At 54.8% G+C, this 13,943-nt stretch carries 14 protein-coding genes; 9 read left to right on the top strand and 5 right to left on the bottom strand.

The window, feature by feature from the left end; genetic code table 11:
• Positions 1-828 carry an S-formylglutathione hydrolase gene (gene fghA, locus ACOTX7_RS00070; protein ID WP_221256241.1) on the bottom strand — a complete coding sequence of 276 codons (828 nt, stop codon included), beginning with the start codon at positions 826-828 and terminating at the stop codon, positions 1-3.
• A 137-nt stretch (positions 829-965) separates the two neighbouring features.
• Here fghA and ACOTX7_RS00065 point away from each other — a divergent pair, with 137 nt between their 5' ends.
• From ACOTX7_RS00065 to mglC, 7 genes are all read left to right on the top strand, one after another.
• Positions 966-2,114 carry a YbfB/YjiJ family MFS transporter gene (locus tag ACOTX7_RS00065; protein WP_006811305.1) on the top strand — a complete coding sequence of 383 codons (1,149 nt, stop codon included), beginning with the start codon at positions 966-968 and terminating at the stop codon, positions 2,112-2,114.
• A gap of 102 nt (positions 2,115-2,216) precedes the next feature.
• Entirely contained in the window at positions 2,217-2,885 is a 669-nt protein-coding gene (gene folE, locus ACOTX7_RS00060; protein WP_017383384.1) for a GTP cyclohydrolase I FolE, read from the top strand.
• A gap of 18 nt (positions 2,886-2,903) precedes the next feature.
• A complete protein-coding gene (gene yeiB / locus ACOTX7_RS00055; RefSeq protein ID WP_205922630.1) occupies positions 2,904-4,061 on the top strand; it encodes a DUF418 domain-containing protein YeiB in 1,158 nt (385 codons plus the stop codon).
• Between the two features lie 155 nt (positions 4,062-4,216).
• A complete protein-coding gene (galS, locus tag ACOTX7_RS00050) occupies positions 4,217-5,239 on the top strand; it encodes an HTH-type transcriptional regulator GalS (RefSeq protein WP_221256240.1) in 1,023 nt (340 codons plus the stop codon).
• Positions 5,240-5,534: 295 nt separating this feature from the next.
• The gene (gene mglB / locus ACOTX7_RS00045; RefSeq protein ID WP_006811301.1) at positions 5,535-6,533 is read left to right on the top strand and encodes a galactose/glucose ABC transporter substrate-binding protein MglB; all 999 of its coding nucleotides are present in this window, start codon (positions 5,535-5,537) and stop codon (positions 6,531-6,533) included.
• 79 nt (positions 6,534-6,612) lie between these two features.
• A complete protein-coding gene (gene mglA, locus ACOTX7_RS00040) occupies positions 6,613-8,133 on the top strand; it encodes a galactose/methyl galactoside ABC transporter ATP-binding protein MglA (protein WP_032673961.1) in 1,521 nt (506 codons plus the stop codon).
• A 15-nt stretch (positions 8,134-8,148) separates the two neighbouring features.
• Entirely contained in the window at positions 8,149-9,159 is a 1,011-nt protein-coding gene (gene mglC, locus ACOTX7_RS00035) for a galactose/methyl galactoside ABC transporter permease MglC (RefSeq protein ID WP_003859318.1), read from the top strand.
• Between the two features lie 127 nt (positions 9,160-9,286).
• On the opposite strand, the gene sanA is transcribed toward mglC, so the two are convergent.
• The 4 genes from sanA to ACOTX7_RS00015 all read right to left on the bottom strand — a co-directional run bounded on the left by sanA (position 9,287) and on the right by ACOTX7_RS00015 (position 12,225).
• Entirely contained in the window at positions 9,287-9,997 is a 711-nt protein-coding gene (gene sanA, locus ACOTX7_RS00030) for an outer membrane permeability protein SanA (RefSeq protein ID WP_039274159.1), read from the bottom strand.
• 127 nt (positions 9,998-10,124) lie between these two features.
• Entirely contained in the window at positions 10,125-11,009 is an 885-nt protein-coding gene (gene cdd / locus ACOTX7_RS00025) for a cytidine deaminase (protein ID WP_221256239.1), read from the bottom strand.
• A 128-nt stretch (positions 11,010-11,137) separates the two neighbouring features.
• Positions 11,138-11,833: a CidB/LrgB family autolysis modulator gene (locus tag ACOTX7_RS00020; protein ID WP_006811297.1), complete on the bottom strand. Its 696-nt coding sequence runs from the start codon at positions 11,831-11,833 to the stop codon at positions 11,138-11,140.
• On the bottom strand, positions 11,830-12,225 hold the full coding sequence (locus tag ACOTX7_RS00015) for a CidA/LrgA family protein (protein ID WP_221256238.1): 396 nt from the start codon (positions 12,223-12,225) through the stop codon (positions 11,830-11,832). The genes ACOTX7_RS00020 and ACOTX7_RS00015 overlap by 4 nt, the downstream gene beginning before the upstream one ends.
• Before the next feature lie 168 nt (positions 12,226-12,393).
• On the opposite strand from ACOTX7_RS00015, the gene dusC reads away from it, so the two are divergent.
• Positions 12,394-13,329: a tRNA dihydrouridine(16) synthase DusC gene (gene dusC / locus ACOTX7_RS00010; RefSeq protein WP_006811296.1), complete on the top strand. Its 936-nt coding sequence runs from the start codon at positions 12,394-12,396 to the stop codon at positions 13,327-13,329.
• Between the two features lie 333 nt (positions 13,330-13,662).
• Entirely contained in the window at positions 13,663-13,902 is a 240-nt protein-coding gene (locus tag ACOTX7_RS00005; protein ID WP_421626037.1) for a hypothetical protein, read from the top strand.
• Positions 13,903-13,943 lie beyond the last annotated feature (41 nt).

Here is a 13,943-nt window from a genome sequence, read left to right as displayed (position 1 = left end):
TTACCTGAACAGATGCTCCGCATGGAAGCGGAGATGATCCTCAATAAAGGACGCCATAAAGTAATAGCTGTGGTCGTATCCCGACTGAATGCGCAGCGTCAGCGGCCAGTCCTTCTGGCGTGCGGCTTCCGCCAGCAACGCAGGCTGTAACTGCCCGGCGAGGAACTGATCGGCGTCGCCCTGATCCACCAGCATTGGGATAGCGTTTTCTGGCTGGCTCGCCAGCATCAGCGCGCAGCTGTCCCATTCCTGCCATTTCTCTGCATCTTCACCCAGATAATGCGTAAAGGCTTTTTGCCCCCACGGCACCTGCGTTGGGTTCACAATCGGTGCAAACGCGGACACGCTGGTGTATTTCCCCGGGTTTTTCAGCGCCATGATCAGCGCGCCGTGGCCGCCCATCGAATGACCGCTTATCGCGCAGCGCTCGCTGACCGCAAACTGAGCGTGCACCAGGGCAGGCAGTTCATCACGAATGTAGTCATACATGCGGTAATGCGTGGCCCAGGGCTGTTCCGTGGCGTTGAGATAGAACCCGGCGCCTTTGCCCAAATCGTATCCGGCATCGTCGGCCACGTCATCGCCACGCGGGCTGGTGTCTGGCATGACCAGCGCTATGCCCAGTTCGGCGGCAATACGCTGGGCACCCGCTTTGGTGGTGAAGTTTTCGTCGTTGCAGGTCAGGCCTGAAAGCCAGTACAGCACCGGGGGATTGTCCGCAGGGGGCAGGAAAATGCTGAACGTCATAGCACAATTCAGCGTGGTGGAGTCGTGCCGCCAGCGCTGCTGTCGACCTTCAAAACAACGATGCTCTTCGAGCAGTTCCATGCAGGGCTCCTTTAACGAAAAACGATTCATAAAACGCATAATACAGAGTTTTCATTGACCTGTGAGCAACTTTCACTTTCGCAGCACGGCGAGATGTTGCATCATAAATTTACTTTTCTTTAACAATTGGAGCGATCATGGCGCTGCGTATCGCGCTCAGCGGATTTGTGGTTCTGGTCGTCGCGATGGGAATAGGGCGCTTCGCCTTCACCCCTCAGGTGCCGCTGATGATTGCCGCCGGGCAACTCACGCTCACCAGCGCGGGGCTGGTGGCAGCAATGAACTATCTGGGCTATCTGGTAGGGGCATGGGATGCCATGCGCGCCCATCGCTTCGTTGAAACACGTCTCTGGCTTGGTATCACCGGTGCGGTGGCGCTGACGCTGCTCTCCGCGGCGGCAGAAAATGCCGTCGTTCACGGTCTGCTGCGCTTTGTGATCGGCTGCATGAGCGGCTGGTCGATGGTGCTGATTGCCGCCTGGACCAATGAGCGGCTGGGGCAGCTGGGCAAACCGGGCCTCAGTGCGGCCGTCTTTGCCGGACCCGGAGCCGGAATCGCCCTGAGCGGCCTGCTGGCGGTCTATATTCAGGCGAAATCCCTTTCAGCCGGGGCAGCATGGCAAATCTACGGTGTACTGGCGCTGGTGCTGATTGTGCTGGTGGCGCGCTATTTGCCGCGCGCGGGACAACTTCATCGCCCCGGTACCGCACCTGAACCGCTGCTGCTGACCGCAGATCTCAAGCGTCTGGTCTGGAGCTACAGCCTGGCAGGATTCGGCTATATCCTCCCGGCGACCTTTTTATCGCAAATGGCCGCGGTGCGTTTTCCCGGCAGCCTGTTTGCCCAGTTTGTCTGGCCGATATTTGGCGCCGCCTCGGTGGTGGGGATTGCGCTCAGCATTGCCCTGCGGCATACATCAAGCGCTAACCGCAGGCTGGCGATTGTTCTGTGGTTACAGGGCGTTGGCGTGCTGGCGGCCTGGCTGCTGCCGGGCATTGGCGGCTTGCTGACGGGCGGACTGCTGGTGGGCGGCGGCTTCCTCTGCGCGGTGCAGCTCTCGCTATTATGCGGACGCGAGCTGGCGCCAGACCACACGCGTTATATGGCGGGTCTGCTCACCACCGGGTATGCCATTGGTCAGCTGGTGGGGCCGGTCACGTCGGCACTGTCAACCTGGCTCACGCACCGGCTGGAGCCTGCGCTGGGGCTGGCGGGGATCGCGCTGTTCGTTGCCGGGGCGTTAGTCTGGAACCGTCAGGCTGAAAGGCAACAGCAATTGCAATAATTATCGTCGTGAATACTGGATTATGTGCGTCGCCTCACGCACAATGAGCGCACACTTTTGCCACAACGAGGGCAAAAGACGCCACACCTGCAGGAGAAAAGAATGTCATCACTCAGTAAAGAAGCAGCCCTTGTCCATGAAGCGCTGGTTGCGCGCGGTCTTGAAACGCCACTGCGCCCGCCCGTGCAGGAGCTGGACAATGTCACCCGCAAGAGTCTGATCGCCGGCCATATGACGGAGATCATGCAACTGCTGAATCTCGATCTGAGCGACGACAGCCTGATGGAGACGCCGCACCGCATCGCGAAAATGTACGTCGACGAAATTTTCTCCGGCCTGGATTACGCGAACTTCCCGAAAATCACCGTCATTGAAAACAAAATGAAGGTCGATGAGATGGTGACGGTACGCGACATCACGCTGACCAGCACCTGCGAGCATCACTTTGTGACCATCGATGGTAAAGCGACGGTGGCCTATATTCCAAAAGATACGGTGATTGGCCTGTCCAAGATCAACCGCATCGTGCAGTTCTTTGCCCAGCGTCCGCAGGTGCAGGAGCGTCTGACGCAGCAGATCCTGACCGCACTGCAAACTCTGTTGGGTACTAACAACGTGGCGGTCTCTATCGACGCGGTGCACTACTGCGTGAAAGCGCGCGGCGTGCGTGATGCAACCAGCGCGACCACCACCACCTCGCTGGGCGGACTGTTCAAATCGAGCCAGAACACCCGTCAGGAGTTCCTGCGCGCGGTGCGTCACCACAACTAATCAGACAGGGCAGGGACCATGGAGCGAAACGTCACGCTCGATTTTGTTCGCGGCGTCGCCATTCTCGGTATCCTGCTGCTGAATATCAGCGCCTTCGGTCTGCCGAAGGCCGCCTATCTGAATCCTGCGTGGTATGGCGACATCACGCGCAGCGACGCCTGGACGTGGGCAATTCTCGATCTCTTCGCACAGGTGAAATTCCTGACCCTCTTTGCGCTTCTGTTTGGCGCGGGACTTCAGCTTCTCCTCAAACGCGGTACGCGCTGGATCCAGGCGCGTTTAACGCTGCTGGTTATCCTCGGTTTTATTCACGGGCTTCTTTTCTGGGACGGCGATATTCTGCTCGCGTATGGTCTGGTGGGCCTGATTTGCTGGCGCCTGATCCGCGACGCGCCCGGTGTAAAAAGCCTGTTTAACACCGGCGTGATGCTCTATGTCATGGGACTGTGCGTGTTATTGCTGCTCGGCATGATTGCCGGTGACGCTACCAGCCGTTCGTGGATCCCGGATGCGGCTAACCTGCAATATGAGCAGTTCTGGAAGCTGAAAGGCGGCATGGAAGCGATCGGCAACCGGGCCGATATGCTCGGCGATAACCTGCTGGCGCTGGGGGCGCAATACGGCTGGCAGCTGGCGGGGATGATGCTGATGGGGGCCGCCCTGATGCGCACCGGCTGGCTGAAAGGGGAATTTAGCCTGCGTCACTATCGTCGCACGGGAGCAGGGCTGGTGCTGCTCGGTGTGATCATCAACCTCCCGGCGGTGATTGTGCAGTGGCATCTTCAGTGGGATTACCGCTGGTGCGCGTTCCTGTTGCAGGTGCCGCGCGAACTGAGCGCGCCGTTCCAGACCATTGGCTATGCGGCGCTGATCTATGGCTTCTGGCCCCAGCTTTCTCGCCTGTGGATCGTCAGTGCGGTGGCCTGCGTGGGGCGGATGGCGCTAAGCAATTACATCCTGCAAACGCTGATATGCACCACGCTTTTCTACCGATTCGGTCTGTTTATGAAATTCGACCGACTCACCCTGCTGGCGTTTGTTATTCCGGTCTGGATTGTTAACGTGGTGTTTTCGGTTGTCTGGCTGCGTTATTTCCGCCAGGGCCCGCTGGAATGGGCATGGCGCCAGTTAACCGCCCGTGCTTCGGGCGTGTCATTGCGTAATACATCCAGATAACGATCTGGATCACAATCATTAACAAAACGGATGTAAGCGTTTTCATCTGTGTGAGCTTCTTCACGTAGTCTCCTCTCTCTCGCTGCCAGAATAGCCACCTTGCTAAACACAGGGGGTGTCTGTGAGTTGCTGCAATCCTTTAAAGGATGGTGAATATGATCACCATTCGTGACGTCGCCCGCCAGGCGGGTGTTTCTGTTGCTACCGTCTCCCGCGTGCTGAACAACAGCGCGCTGGTCAGCCCTGAAACGCGTGAAACCGTAATGAAAGCCGTGACCCAACTGGGGTACCGGCCAAACGCCAATGCCCAGGCGCTGGCGACGCAGGTCAGCGATACCATTGGCGTCGTGGTGATGGACGTGTCGGACGCCTTCTTCGGTGCGCTGGTGAAAGCGGTGGACGTGGTTGCCCAGCAGCACCAGAAATACGTGCTGATTGGCAACAGCTATCACGAGGCTGAAAAAGAGCGTTATGCCATTGAAGTTCTGATCCGTCAGCGCTGTAACGCCCTGATTGTGCACTCTAAAGCCCTGAGCGATGAAGAGCTGGCCGGGTTTATGGAGCAGATCCCCGGCATGGTGCTGATCAACCGTATCGTACCCGGTTACGCGCACCGCTGCGTCGGTCTGGATAACATCAGCGGCGCGATGATGGCGACGCGGATGCTCATCAGCAACGGCCATCAGCGCATTGGTTATCTGGCCTCCAGCCACGGTATAGAAGACGACATGATGCGCCGTGAAGGCTGGCAAAACGCCCTGAAAGAGCAGGGCATCGCGCCGCTGGAGAGCTGGGTAGGTACCGGTTCGCCGGACATGCAGGGCGGTGAAGCGGCAATGGTTGAACTGCTGGGGCGTAATCTTCAGCTGACGGCCGTGTTTGCCTATAACGACAGCATGGCGGCGGGGGCGCTTACCGCGCTGAAAGATAACGGCATTGCGGTGCCACAGCATTTATCGCTGATTGGTTTTGATGATATCCCGATTGCCCGTTACACCGATCCGCAGCTGACAACGGTGCGTTACCCCATTGCGTCGATGGCGAAACTGGCGACAGAGTTGGCGTTACAGGGGGCGGCAGGGCTGTTAGATCCTGACGCAACGCATTGTTTTATGGCGACTTTAGTACGTCGCCATTCGGTCTCTGTTCGACAAACTGTGGCTCCGATCACTAACTGATAACATCACGTGATGTAACCGTTTTCAATCTGTGAGTAAATTCACAGTATCTTAACAAGCCGCTGTCTATGATGTCAGCGTTTTAGGGGCTGAAACACAATGTAACGGTGACTATTCACTTTTACCGTTACGAGATTGCCTCAAACAACGAATAAAACGCATTTCTGGAGCGTTACCGAACACGGAAGCTGGACATTTTATAAGTGAACTTCGGCGATCAGTAACGTTTTATTAACATCTGCCCGCCAACCGTTTTTCACAAGAACTACCCTGCATAAAAAAAACCGGAGATACCATGAATAAGAAGGTGTTGACTCTGTCTGCTGTCATGGCAAGCATGCTTTTTGGCGCAGCAGCCCACGCTGCGGATACCCGTATTGGCGTGACTATCTATAAATACGACGACAACTTCATGTCCGTTGTGCGTAAAGCAATTGAAAAAGATGCTAAATCAGCGCCAGACGTGCAGCTGCTGATGAATGACTCCCAGAATGACCAGTCCAAACAGAACGATCAGATTGACGTTCTGCTGGCAAAAGGTGTGAAAGCGCTGGCTATTAACCTGGTCGACCCGGCAGCGGCAGGGACGGTGATTGAGAAAGCGCGCGGCCAGAACGTGCCAATCGTCTTCTTCAACAAAGAGCCTTCCCGTAAAGCGCTGGATAGCTATGACAAAGCGTACTACGTAGGTACCGACTCCAAAGAGTCCGGCATTATCCAGGGCGATCTGATTGCCAAACACTGGGCGGCGAACCCGAACTGGGATCTGAACAAAGACGGCCAGATTCAGTTCGTTCTGCTGAAAGGCGAACCGGGCCACCCGGATGCTGAAGCTCGTACCACGTACGTTATCAAAGAGCTGAACGACAAGGGCCTGAAAACCCAGCAGCTGGCGTTAGACACCGCAATGTGGGACACCGCTCAGGCGAAAGATAAGATGGATGCGTGGCTCTCTGGCCCGAACGCCAACAAAATTGAAGTGGTCATCGCCAACAACGATGCGATGGCAATGGGTGCCGTTGAAGCGCTGAAAGCACACAACAAATCTGCTATTCCTGTATTCGGTGTGGATGCCCTGCCAGAAGCGCTGGCGCTGGTGAAATCTGGCGCAATGGCCGGTACCGTGCTGAACGATGCCAACAACCAGGCGAAAGCCACCTTCGATCTGGCGAAAAACCTGGCCGACGGTAAAGGCGCGGCTGACGGCACCAGCTGGAAAATTGAAAATAAAATCGTTCGCGTTCCATACGTGGGCGTAGACCAGTCCAACCTGGCTGAGTTTATCGGTAAATAAGTTATCTGAATTGTCTTCACTGGGCGCAATTCGTTGCGCCCTTTTATAACGCGATATGCGAGGCCAACAAGGTATAATTATGGTCAGCACAACTACTCAGTCGTCCGGTGAATATTTGTTGGAAATGACCGGTGTCAACAAGTCATTCCCCGGTGTTAAGGCACTCGATAATGTTAATTTAAAAGTGCGTCCTCACTCTATTCATGCATTAATGGGTGAAAACGGTGCGGGTAAATCAACATTATTAAAATGCCTTTTTGGGATCTATCAAAAAGATTCTGGCAGCATTCTTTTTCAGGGAAAAGAGATCGACTTCCATTCAGCGAAAGAAGCACTGGAAAACGGTATCTCGATGGTACACCAGGAATTAAACCTGGTTCTGCAACGTTCGGTTATGGATAATATGTGGTTGGGTCGTTATCCAACCAAAGGTGTCTTTGTCGATCAGGATAAAATGTATCGCGACACCAAAGCCATTTTTGATGAGCTGGATATTGATATCGACCCACGCGCACGCGTCGGGACATTATCTGTTTCCCAGATGCAGATGATCGAAATTGCCAAAGCGTTCTCCTACGATGCGAAAATCGTGATCATGGATGAACCGACTTCGTCATTAACGGAAAAAGAGGTTAATCACCTTTTTACCATTATTCGCAAGCTGAAAGATCGCGGCTGCGGCATTGTCTACATCTCGCATAAAATGGAAGAGATCTTCCAGCTGTGCGATGAAATCACCATCCTGCGCGACGGCCAGTGGATTGCCACTCAGCCGCTGGAAGGGCTGGATATGGACAAGATCATCGCCATGATGGTTGGCCGTTCCCTCAACCAGCGCTTCCCGGATAAAGAAAACAAGCCAGGCGAAGTGATTCTGGAGGTGCGTAACCTGACTTCGCTGCGTCAGCCGTCTATTCGCGATGTTTCTTTCGATCTGCACAAGGGCGAGATTCTTGGCATTGCAGGGCTGGTAGGCGCTAAGCGTACCGATATCGTGGAAACCCTGTTTGGCATTCGTGAGAAAGCCGAAGGCACCATTACCCTGCACGGTAAGAAAATCAATAACCACAACGCCAACGAAGCCATTAATAATGGTTTTGCGCTGGTGACGGAAGAACGTCGTTCCACCGGTATTTACGCTTATCTGGATATTAACTTTAACTCGTTAATTTCTAATATTCGCAATTACAAAAACAAAGTCGGGCTGCTGGATAACTCCCGCATGAAGAGCGATACCCAGTGGGTGATTGACTCCATGCGCGTGAAAACGCCGGGCCACCGTACGCAAATTGGTTCACTCTCGGGTGGCAACCAGCAGAAAGTCATCATCGGTCGCTGGCTATTAACCCAGCCTGAAATTCTGATGCTGGATGAACCTACGCGCGGTATCGACGTCGGGGCAAAATTTGAGATTTACCAGCTGATCGCTGAGCTGGCGAAAAAAGATAAAGGGATCATTATTATTTCTTCCGAAATGCCGGAATTGTTAGGGATCACAGACCGTATTCTGGTTATGAGCAATGGTCTCGTTGCCGGTATTGTTGACACCAAAACGACAACGCAAAACGAAATTTTGCGTCTTGCGTCTTTGCACCTTTAAGATCAGGGGCTCCTCATGAGTGCGTTAAATAAAAAAAGTTTTCTCACTTATCTGAAAGAAGGCGGTATTTACGTTGTTCTTTTAGTCTTGCTGGCGATTATTATTTTCCAGGACCCTACGTTCTTAAGTTTGCTGAACTTGAGTAACATTCTGACCCAGTCTTCCGTACGTATTATTATCGCGCTTGGCGTGGCGGGGCTTATCGTGACCCAGGGGACTGACCTTTCGGCAGGGCGCCAGGTGGGTCTGGCGGCGGTCATTGCAGCAACCCTGTTGCAGTCGATGGAAAACGCCAACAAGGTGTTCCCGGAGATGGCGACCATGCCGATTTTCGTGGTGATCCTAATCGTGTGCGCCATCGGCGCGGTGATCGGCCTGATTAACGGCATCATCATTGCTTACCTGAACGTGACGCCATTCATCACCACGTTGGGCACGATGATTATCGTTTATGGTATCAACTCCCTGTACTACGATTTCGTCGGCGCGTCCCCGATCTCTGGCTTCGACAGCGGCTTCTCGACCTTCACGCAGGGGTTTGTTGCGCTGGGCAGCTTCCGTCTCTCCTATATCACCTTCTATGCGCTGATTGCGGTGGCGTTCGTCTGGATCCTGTGGAACAAAACCCGCTTCGGTAAAAATATCTTCGCCATCGGCGGTAACCCGGAAGCGGCGAAAGTGTCCGGGGTCAACGTGGCCCTGAACCTGCTGATGATTTACGCGCTGTCCGGTGTGTTCTACGCCTTCGGCGGGATGCTGGAAGCGGGCCGTATCGGCTCTGCCACCAACAACCTCGGCTTTATGTACGAACTGGATGCGATTGCGGCCTGTGTGGTCGGCGGCGTCTCCTTCAGCGGCGGCGTGGGTACCGTACTGGGCGTGGTGACCGGTGTGATTATCTTCACCGTAATCAACTACGGCCTGACCTACATCGGCGTGAACCCGTACTGGCAGTACATCATCAAGGGCGCCATCATCATCTTCGCGGTAGCGCTGGATTCACTGAAGTACGCGCGTAAGAAGTAAGGTCTTCAGAATAAAAAGGCCCGCTCACGTAGCGGGCCTTTTTTTACCCGGTGGCGCGACGCTTACCGGGCCTACTAAATCGCGATCGTAGGTCGGGTAAGGCGAAGCCGCCACCCGACATCAGTTATTACTTCTTCTGCATTTCCAGCAACTGCTCTGGCGTTACCGCCGGATAACCCTGCGCATCCTCCGGCACTTCATGCATCGTTGGGATTGGCACCAGCGGGCCTAAAAAGCGCGGTTCACGTTTGAATAAGTACAGGTCAGCCAGTGCGCCAAAACGGGCGCCAAACTCGCGTACGCGCACGCTCAGCATATCTTTTGGCGACGGCACGGCGTAGCACTGGGCCTGGATCCCCATATGCAGGGCGATAAACAGCGCCCGCTCGCAGTGGAAACGCTGGGTAATGATGATGAAATCATTGGTGTCGAACACCTTACGAGTACGCACGATGGAGTCAAGCGTGCGGAATCCGGCGTAGTCGAGCACGATATCGGCCGGGTCGACGCCTGCGGCAATCAGATCTTTGCGCATCGTCACCGGCTCGTTATAGCTTTGCAGCGCGTTATCGCCGCTCAGCAGCAGATAGTTCACCTTGCCGCTGTTATAGGCGTTCAGCGCACCCTGAATACGATAGCGGTAATACTGATTGATGACGCCGGTGCGGTAATACTTGGCGGTGCCAAGCACGACGCCAACCTGACGGTAGGGGAGGTCCTGTAGATCATCAAAAATGTAGGGGGCTGTTTTCCAGCTCATCCAGCGGTCGAGACCCAGCACGATCAACAGCAGTATGCCGACCAGGACAGACAGGCTGTAAAACACGCGCTTTAACATGGAGATGGCTCGTACCGATGATGAAATTTCCCTCAGGCTACTGTACCCGCCTGGTTAGCGCAAGAAACAGCGATTCAACTGAGGGGTTTTTCGTCAGACTGGCGGGCATCTCTGCCCGCCGACCAGATTATGCAAGCAGTACGCGGTCGAGGGCTGAACAGCCCAGCGCTTTCAGCGTGGCGGCGGTCGCGTCCCACTGGATCAACGGCGCATCGGCAATTTCTGCCAGGATCGCGCGCTGAATATCCGGGTAGTCGTACCCGTTCAGGCTGAGCAGATTCAGCGCACCCTGTAGCGGAGGCAGCGTCGGGTTAAACGCGGCGTTCTCTGCATAGCTGCCGGTGAAGATGCGGCCGTCGCGGCACTGAAGGGCGACGCCGCTTGGTGATTTGCTGTATGGCGTGTGGCTTTTATTGGCGGCGGCAATGGCCGCTTCGCTGAGCGCATCGCCTGAAAGCGCGTAACCGTGATCCTGCTCGTCCATCAGCAGGGTTTTGATCTCCAGATCTTTCGGGCCGAAAGCATCCGGCAGGTAATCACCCAGCGTATGCGGCGCACGACCCGGCAGGTTGATGCGCAGTTCCAGCCCGCTGTTCAGCTCATTCATAAACTGGCGACAGTGGCCACAAGGGGTATAGTTGACGGTGATGGCGCGCAGGGCTTTTTCGCCACGCAGCCAGGCGTGACTGATAGCGCTCTGCTCCGCGTGAACGGTTTGCTGCATGGTCGCACCGAGAAACTCCATGTTCCCGCCGAAGTACCAGGTCCCACTCACGCCGCGCGCAATCGCGCCTACGTTAAAATGTGAAAGGTCAGCGCGGGCGCAGGCAGCCGCCAGTGGCAGCAGGGCGAAAGCCAGCGCGTCTTCGTCCAGCCCCGTTGCCTGCTTAAGCGTCGTGACCTGATCTGCCGTCAGCAGGGCGGGGAAATGCACATCCGCCAGAACCGGAGCCAGGGCTGATTGCAAATTCTCTGCAAGCTGAGAGAAAGCAGCTTGAAAACGTGGATGCATGACGTTGCCTCATCAAGGTTAATGGATCGGTAGTGTACGGAGCCGTACGGCCTTTATATGTGATCCAAATCTCATTATGTGTGCAACTTATGAAATGAAAATGAAATTTGCGCGACGCATCGCAAATTTTAGCCCATTACCGCCAGAATCACCGGGAAGATAAACGGCGCGACCAGGGAAGTGATAATCCCGCAGATCACCAGCGCCAGCGAGCTGAATGCCCCTTCCTGATAATCCAGTTCCGCACAGCGTGCGGTGCCCAGCGCGTGCGAGGCAGTACCCATCGCCAGGCCACGCGCCGCTTTGGTCCGAATTTTCATGATATTCAGCAGCGTATGACCAAACACCGCGCCGAGGATCCCGACGAAAATCACGCACACGGCGCTGATGGCCGGAATACCCCCGATGCTGCCGCCCACGGCCATGGCAATCGGCGTGGTGACGGATTTAGGCAGGATAGAGGCGGCGATCTGCGGCGATGCGCCCATCAATAAGGCCACCGAGGTGCCGGTGATCATCGCAACAAGGCTACCCACAAAGCAGATAGTAATGATGGACTTCCAGCGCGCGCGGATCTGATGCAGTTGCTCATATAAAGGAAAGGCCAGCGCCACCACGGCAGGCTGCAACAAATCGTTGAGGATCTTGCTCCCGGCGAAGTAACGCTCATAAGGAATGCCGGTGAGCAGCAGAAAAGGAATAATGACCACCATGGCGACCAGCAGCGGGTTCAGCAACGGCATTTTGAAACGAACCGCAAGCTTACGCGCAGCAAAGAATACCAACAGGGTTAACGGCAGGGACCACCAGATATTTGCCATCATTTTTTTGTTTTCTCCCCAACGACCTTACGTTCGCCATGCACAATGTGTGAACTCCAGCTGACCACCAGGAAAACCACCAGCGTACTGATGGCGCAGGAGACCACAATCGGGCCGAACTGCGCTTTAAGCACATCGTAATACTGCATCACCCCTACGCCGATGGGCACAAAAAGCAGGGCCATATAGCGAATGAGAACGAAGCATCCCGGATTAACCCATTTCGCGGGCAGTACCTGCAATGCCAGCAGCACAAACAGGATCAGCATGCCTATAATGCTACCGGGGATAGTTATAGGCAGCAGCGAAGCGATAAAAATGCCGGCATACAGGCAGGCATAAATGAGGACGAAGGCGCGAAGGTATTGCCAGATAGTATTCAGTGATTTGGTCATGGTGAAAGTCCTTGCTGAGACGTATTCATCATACAATTAAACCTGAAAATGTGCCACGGATCACATCATGAATTTTGGGCATACCAGACATTCCAGAATGGAACGCCGGGCTTTCAACATACATAGAGAGCAGCTACTATAGCGCGTCTTTTTTCACAGGTACTCAGAATGCGTGTTTTACTGGCCCCGATGGAAGGCGTGCTCGACTCTCTCGTGCGCGAGCTGCTGACCGAGGTGAACGATTACGATCTCTGCGTGACGGAGTTTCTGCGCGTGGTCGATATGTTGCTGCCAGAAAAATCATTTTATCGTCTCTGCCCGGAACTGCATCGTCAGAGCCGCACCCCGTCCGGTACGCTGGTGCGCGTCCAGCTGCTCGGCCAGTATCCTGAGTGGCTGGCTGAAAACGCTGCCCGCGCGGTAGCGCTTGGTTCGTACGGCGTCGATCTTAACTGCGGCTGTCCGTCAAAGCTGGTGAACGGCAGCGGCGGCGGGGCAACGTTACTCAAAGATCCGGAGCTGATTTATCGAGGCGCCAAAGCCATGCGTGAGGCGGTGCCATCGCATCTGCCGGTGACGGTCAAAGTGCGTCTGGGATGGGACAGCGGCGATAAGCAGTTTGAAATTGCTGACGCGGTGCAGCAGGCGGGTGCCACCGAGCTGGTGGTGCACGGGCGAACCAAAGAAGATGGGTATAAAGCCGAGCGCATTAACTGGCAGGCGATTGGCGAGATCCGCAAACGGCTGACTATTCCGGTGATTGCCAACGGCGAAATCTGGGATTACGAGAGCGCACAGGCCTGCCTCAAAGAAACCGGCTGTAATGCGGTGATGATTGGCCGCGGTGCGCTGAACGTGCCAAACCTCAGCCGGGTGGTGAAATATAATGAGCCGCGTATGCCGTGGCCGGACGTGGTGAAGCTACTGCAAAAATATACGCGGCTGGAAAAGCAGGGCGATACCGGGTTGTATCACGTTGCGCGTATTAAACAGTGGCTAAGTTATTTGCGGAAAGAGTACGACGACGCGCTGGGATTATTTCAGGAGATCCGTACGCTACAGACCTCTGCGGATATTGCCCGGGTGATCCAGTCGAAGCACTGAGCAATGCGTGAATACGTTTGCCCGACGCGGAGCCGGGCAACAGATTCAGAAAATCATCTTAAATACGCCGGTGACCACCAGCAGCCCTATCAGAAATATAATCAAAATAACCCACAATAATATTTTCATTCGCCTCTCCTGCGTATGTCTGTCGAGAGTAAGTGTAGCAGTCAATTCATAACCGGCATGAATTAATGAAATTAAATCATTGTTCCGGGCTATAAATTTCCGGATATGAAAATGTATAACAATATGCGGATTGCCACGCGTTACTAAAAAACGCAACGTCAGTAAGCGTAAGTTGCGCCTTTATTTTTTTGAGTTCATGGCGTAATGAAACGTTCCCTTACTTTATCTCTGAGTGTTCCTCTGGTTTTTATGCTGGCCGCCTGCGCGCCGGAACATGCCACGGTGTCTCCCGTTAAAACCCAGGTCACTGCCGCGGCTGTAAATACCCAACTGCCGCATGCCGACTGGCCCAAAAGCGAATGGTGGAAAGACTATCACGACCCCCAGCTCAACGCGCTGGTCGCCAAAGCGATAGCGGATGCGCCGGATGGCTTTGTTGAATAAATCAGATTTCGGGTAAGTCTCCCCCGTAGCGGGTTGTGTTT

The organism is Enterobacter cloacae complex sp. IR5418 (genome assembly GCF_049238105.1).
GTDB lineage: Bacteria > Pseudomonadota > Gammaproteobacteria > Enterobacterales > Enterobacteriaceae > Enterobacter > Enterobacter hormaechei.
This window is presented reverse-complemented; position numbering and strand designations above follow the sequence as displayed.

What these genes read in the sequence shown, in the direction of transcription:
- fghA (WP_221256241.1), bottom strand. Translation starts at nt 828, where the DNA reads ATGGAACTGCTCGAAGAGCATCGTTGTTTTGAAGGTCGACAGCAGCGC.
- ACOTX7_RS00065 (WP_006811305.1), top strand. Translation starts at nt 966, where the DNA reads ATGGCGCTGCGTATCGCGCTCAGCGGATTTGTGGTTCTGGTCGTCGCG.
- folE (WP_017383384.1), top strand. Translation starts at nt 2,217, where the DNA reads ATGTCATCACTCAGTAAAGAAGCAGCCCTTGTCCATGAAGCGCTGGTT.
- yeiB (WP_205922630.1), top strand. Translation starts at nt 2,904, where the DNA reads ATGGAGCGAAACGTCACGCTCGATTTTGTTCGCGGCGTCGCCATTCTC.
- galS (WP_221256240.1), top strand. Translation starts at nt 4,217, where the DNA reads ATGATCACCATTCGTGACGTCGCCCGCCAGGCGGGTGTTTCTGTTGCT.
- mglB (WP_006811301.1), top strand. Translation starts at nt 5,535, where the DNA reads ATGAATAAGAAGGTGTTGACTCTGTCTGCTGTCATGGCAAGCATGCTT.
- mglA (WP_032673961.1), top strand. Translation starts at nt 6,613, where the DNA reads ATGGTCAGCACAACTACTCAGTCGTCCGGTGAATATTTGTTGGAAATG.
- mglC (WP_003859318.1), top strand. Translation starts at nt 8,149, where the DNA reads ATGAGTGCGTTAAATAAAAAAAGTTTTCTCACTTATCTGAAAGAAGGC.
- sanA (WP_039274159.1), bottom strand. Translation starts at nt 9,997, where the DNA reads ATGTTAAAGCGCGTGTTTTACAGCCTGTCTGTCCTGGTCGGCATACTG.
- cdd (WP_221256239.1), bottom strand. Translation starts at nt 11,009, where the DNA reads ATGCATCCACGTTTTCAAGCTGCTTTCTCTCAGCTTGCAGAGAATTTG.
- ACOTX7_RS00020 (WP_006811297.1), bottom strand. Translation starts at nt 11,833, where the DNA reads ATGATGGCAAATATCTGGTGGTCCCTGCCGTTAACCCTGTTGGTATTC.
- ACOTX7_RS00015 (WP_221256238.1), bottom strand. Translation starts at nt 12,225, where the DNA reads ATGACCAAATCACTGAATACTATCTGGCAATACCTTCGCGCCTTCGTC.
- dusC (WP_006811296.1), top strand. Translation starts at nt 12,394, where the DNA reads ATGCGTGTTTTACTGGCCCCGATGGAAGGCGTGCTCGACTCTCTCGTG.
- ACOTX7_RS00005 (WP_421626037.1), top strand. Translation starts at nt 13,663, where the DNA reads ATGAAACGTTCCCTTACTTTATCTCTGAGTGTTCCTCTGGTTTTTATG.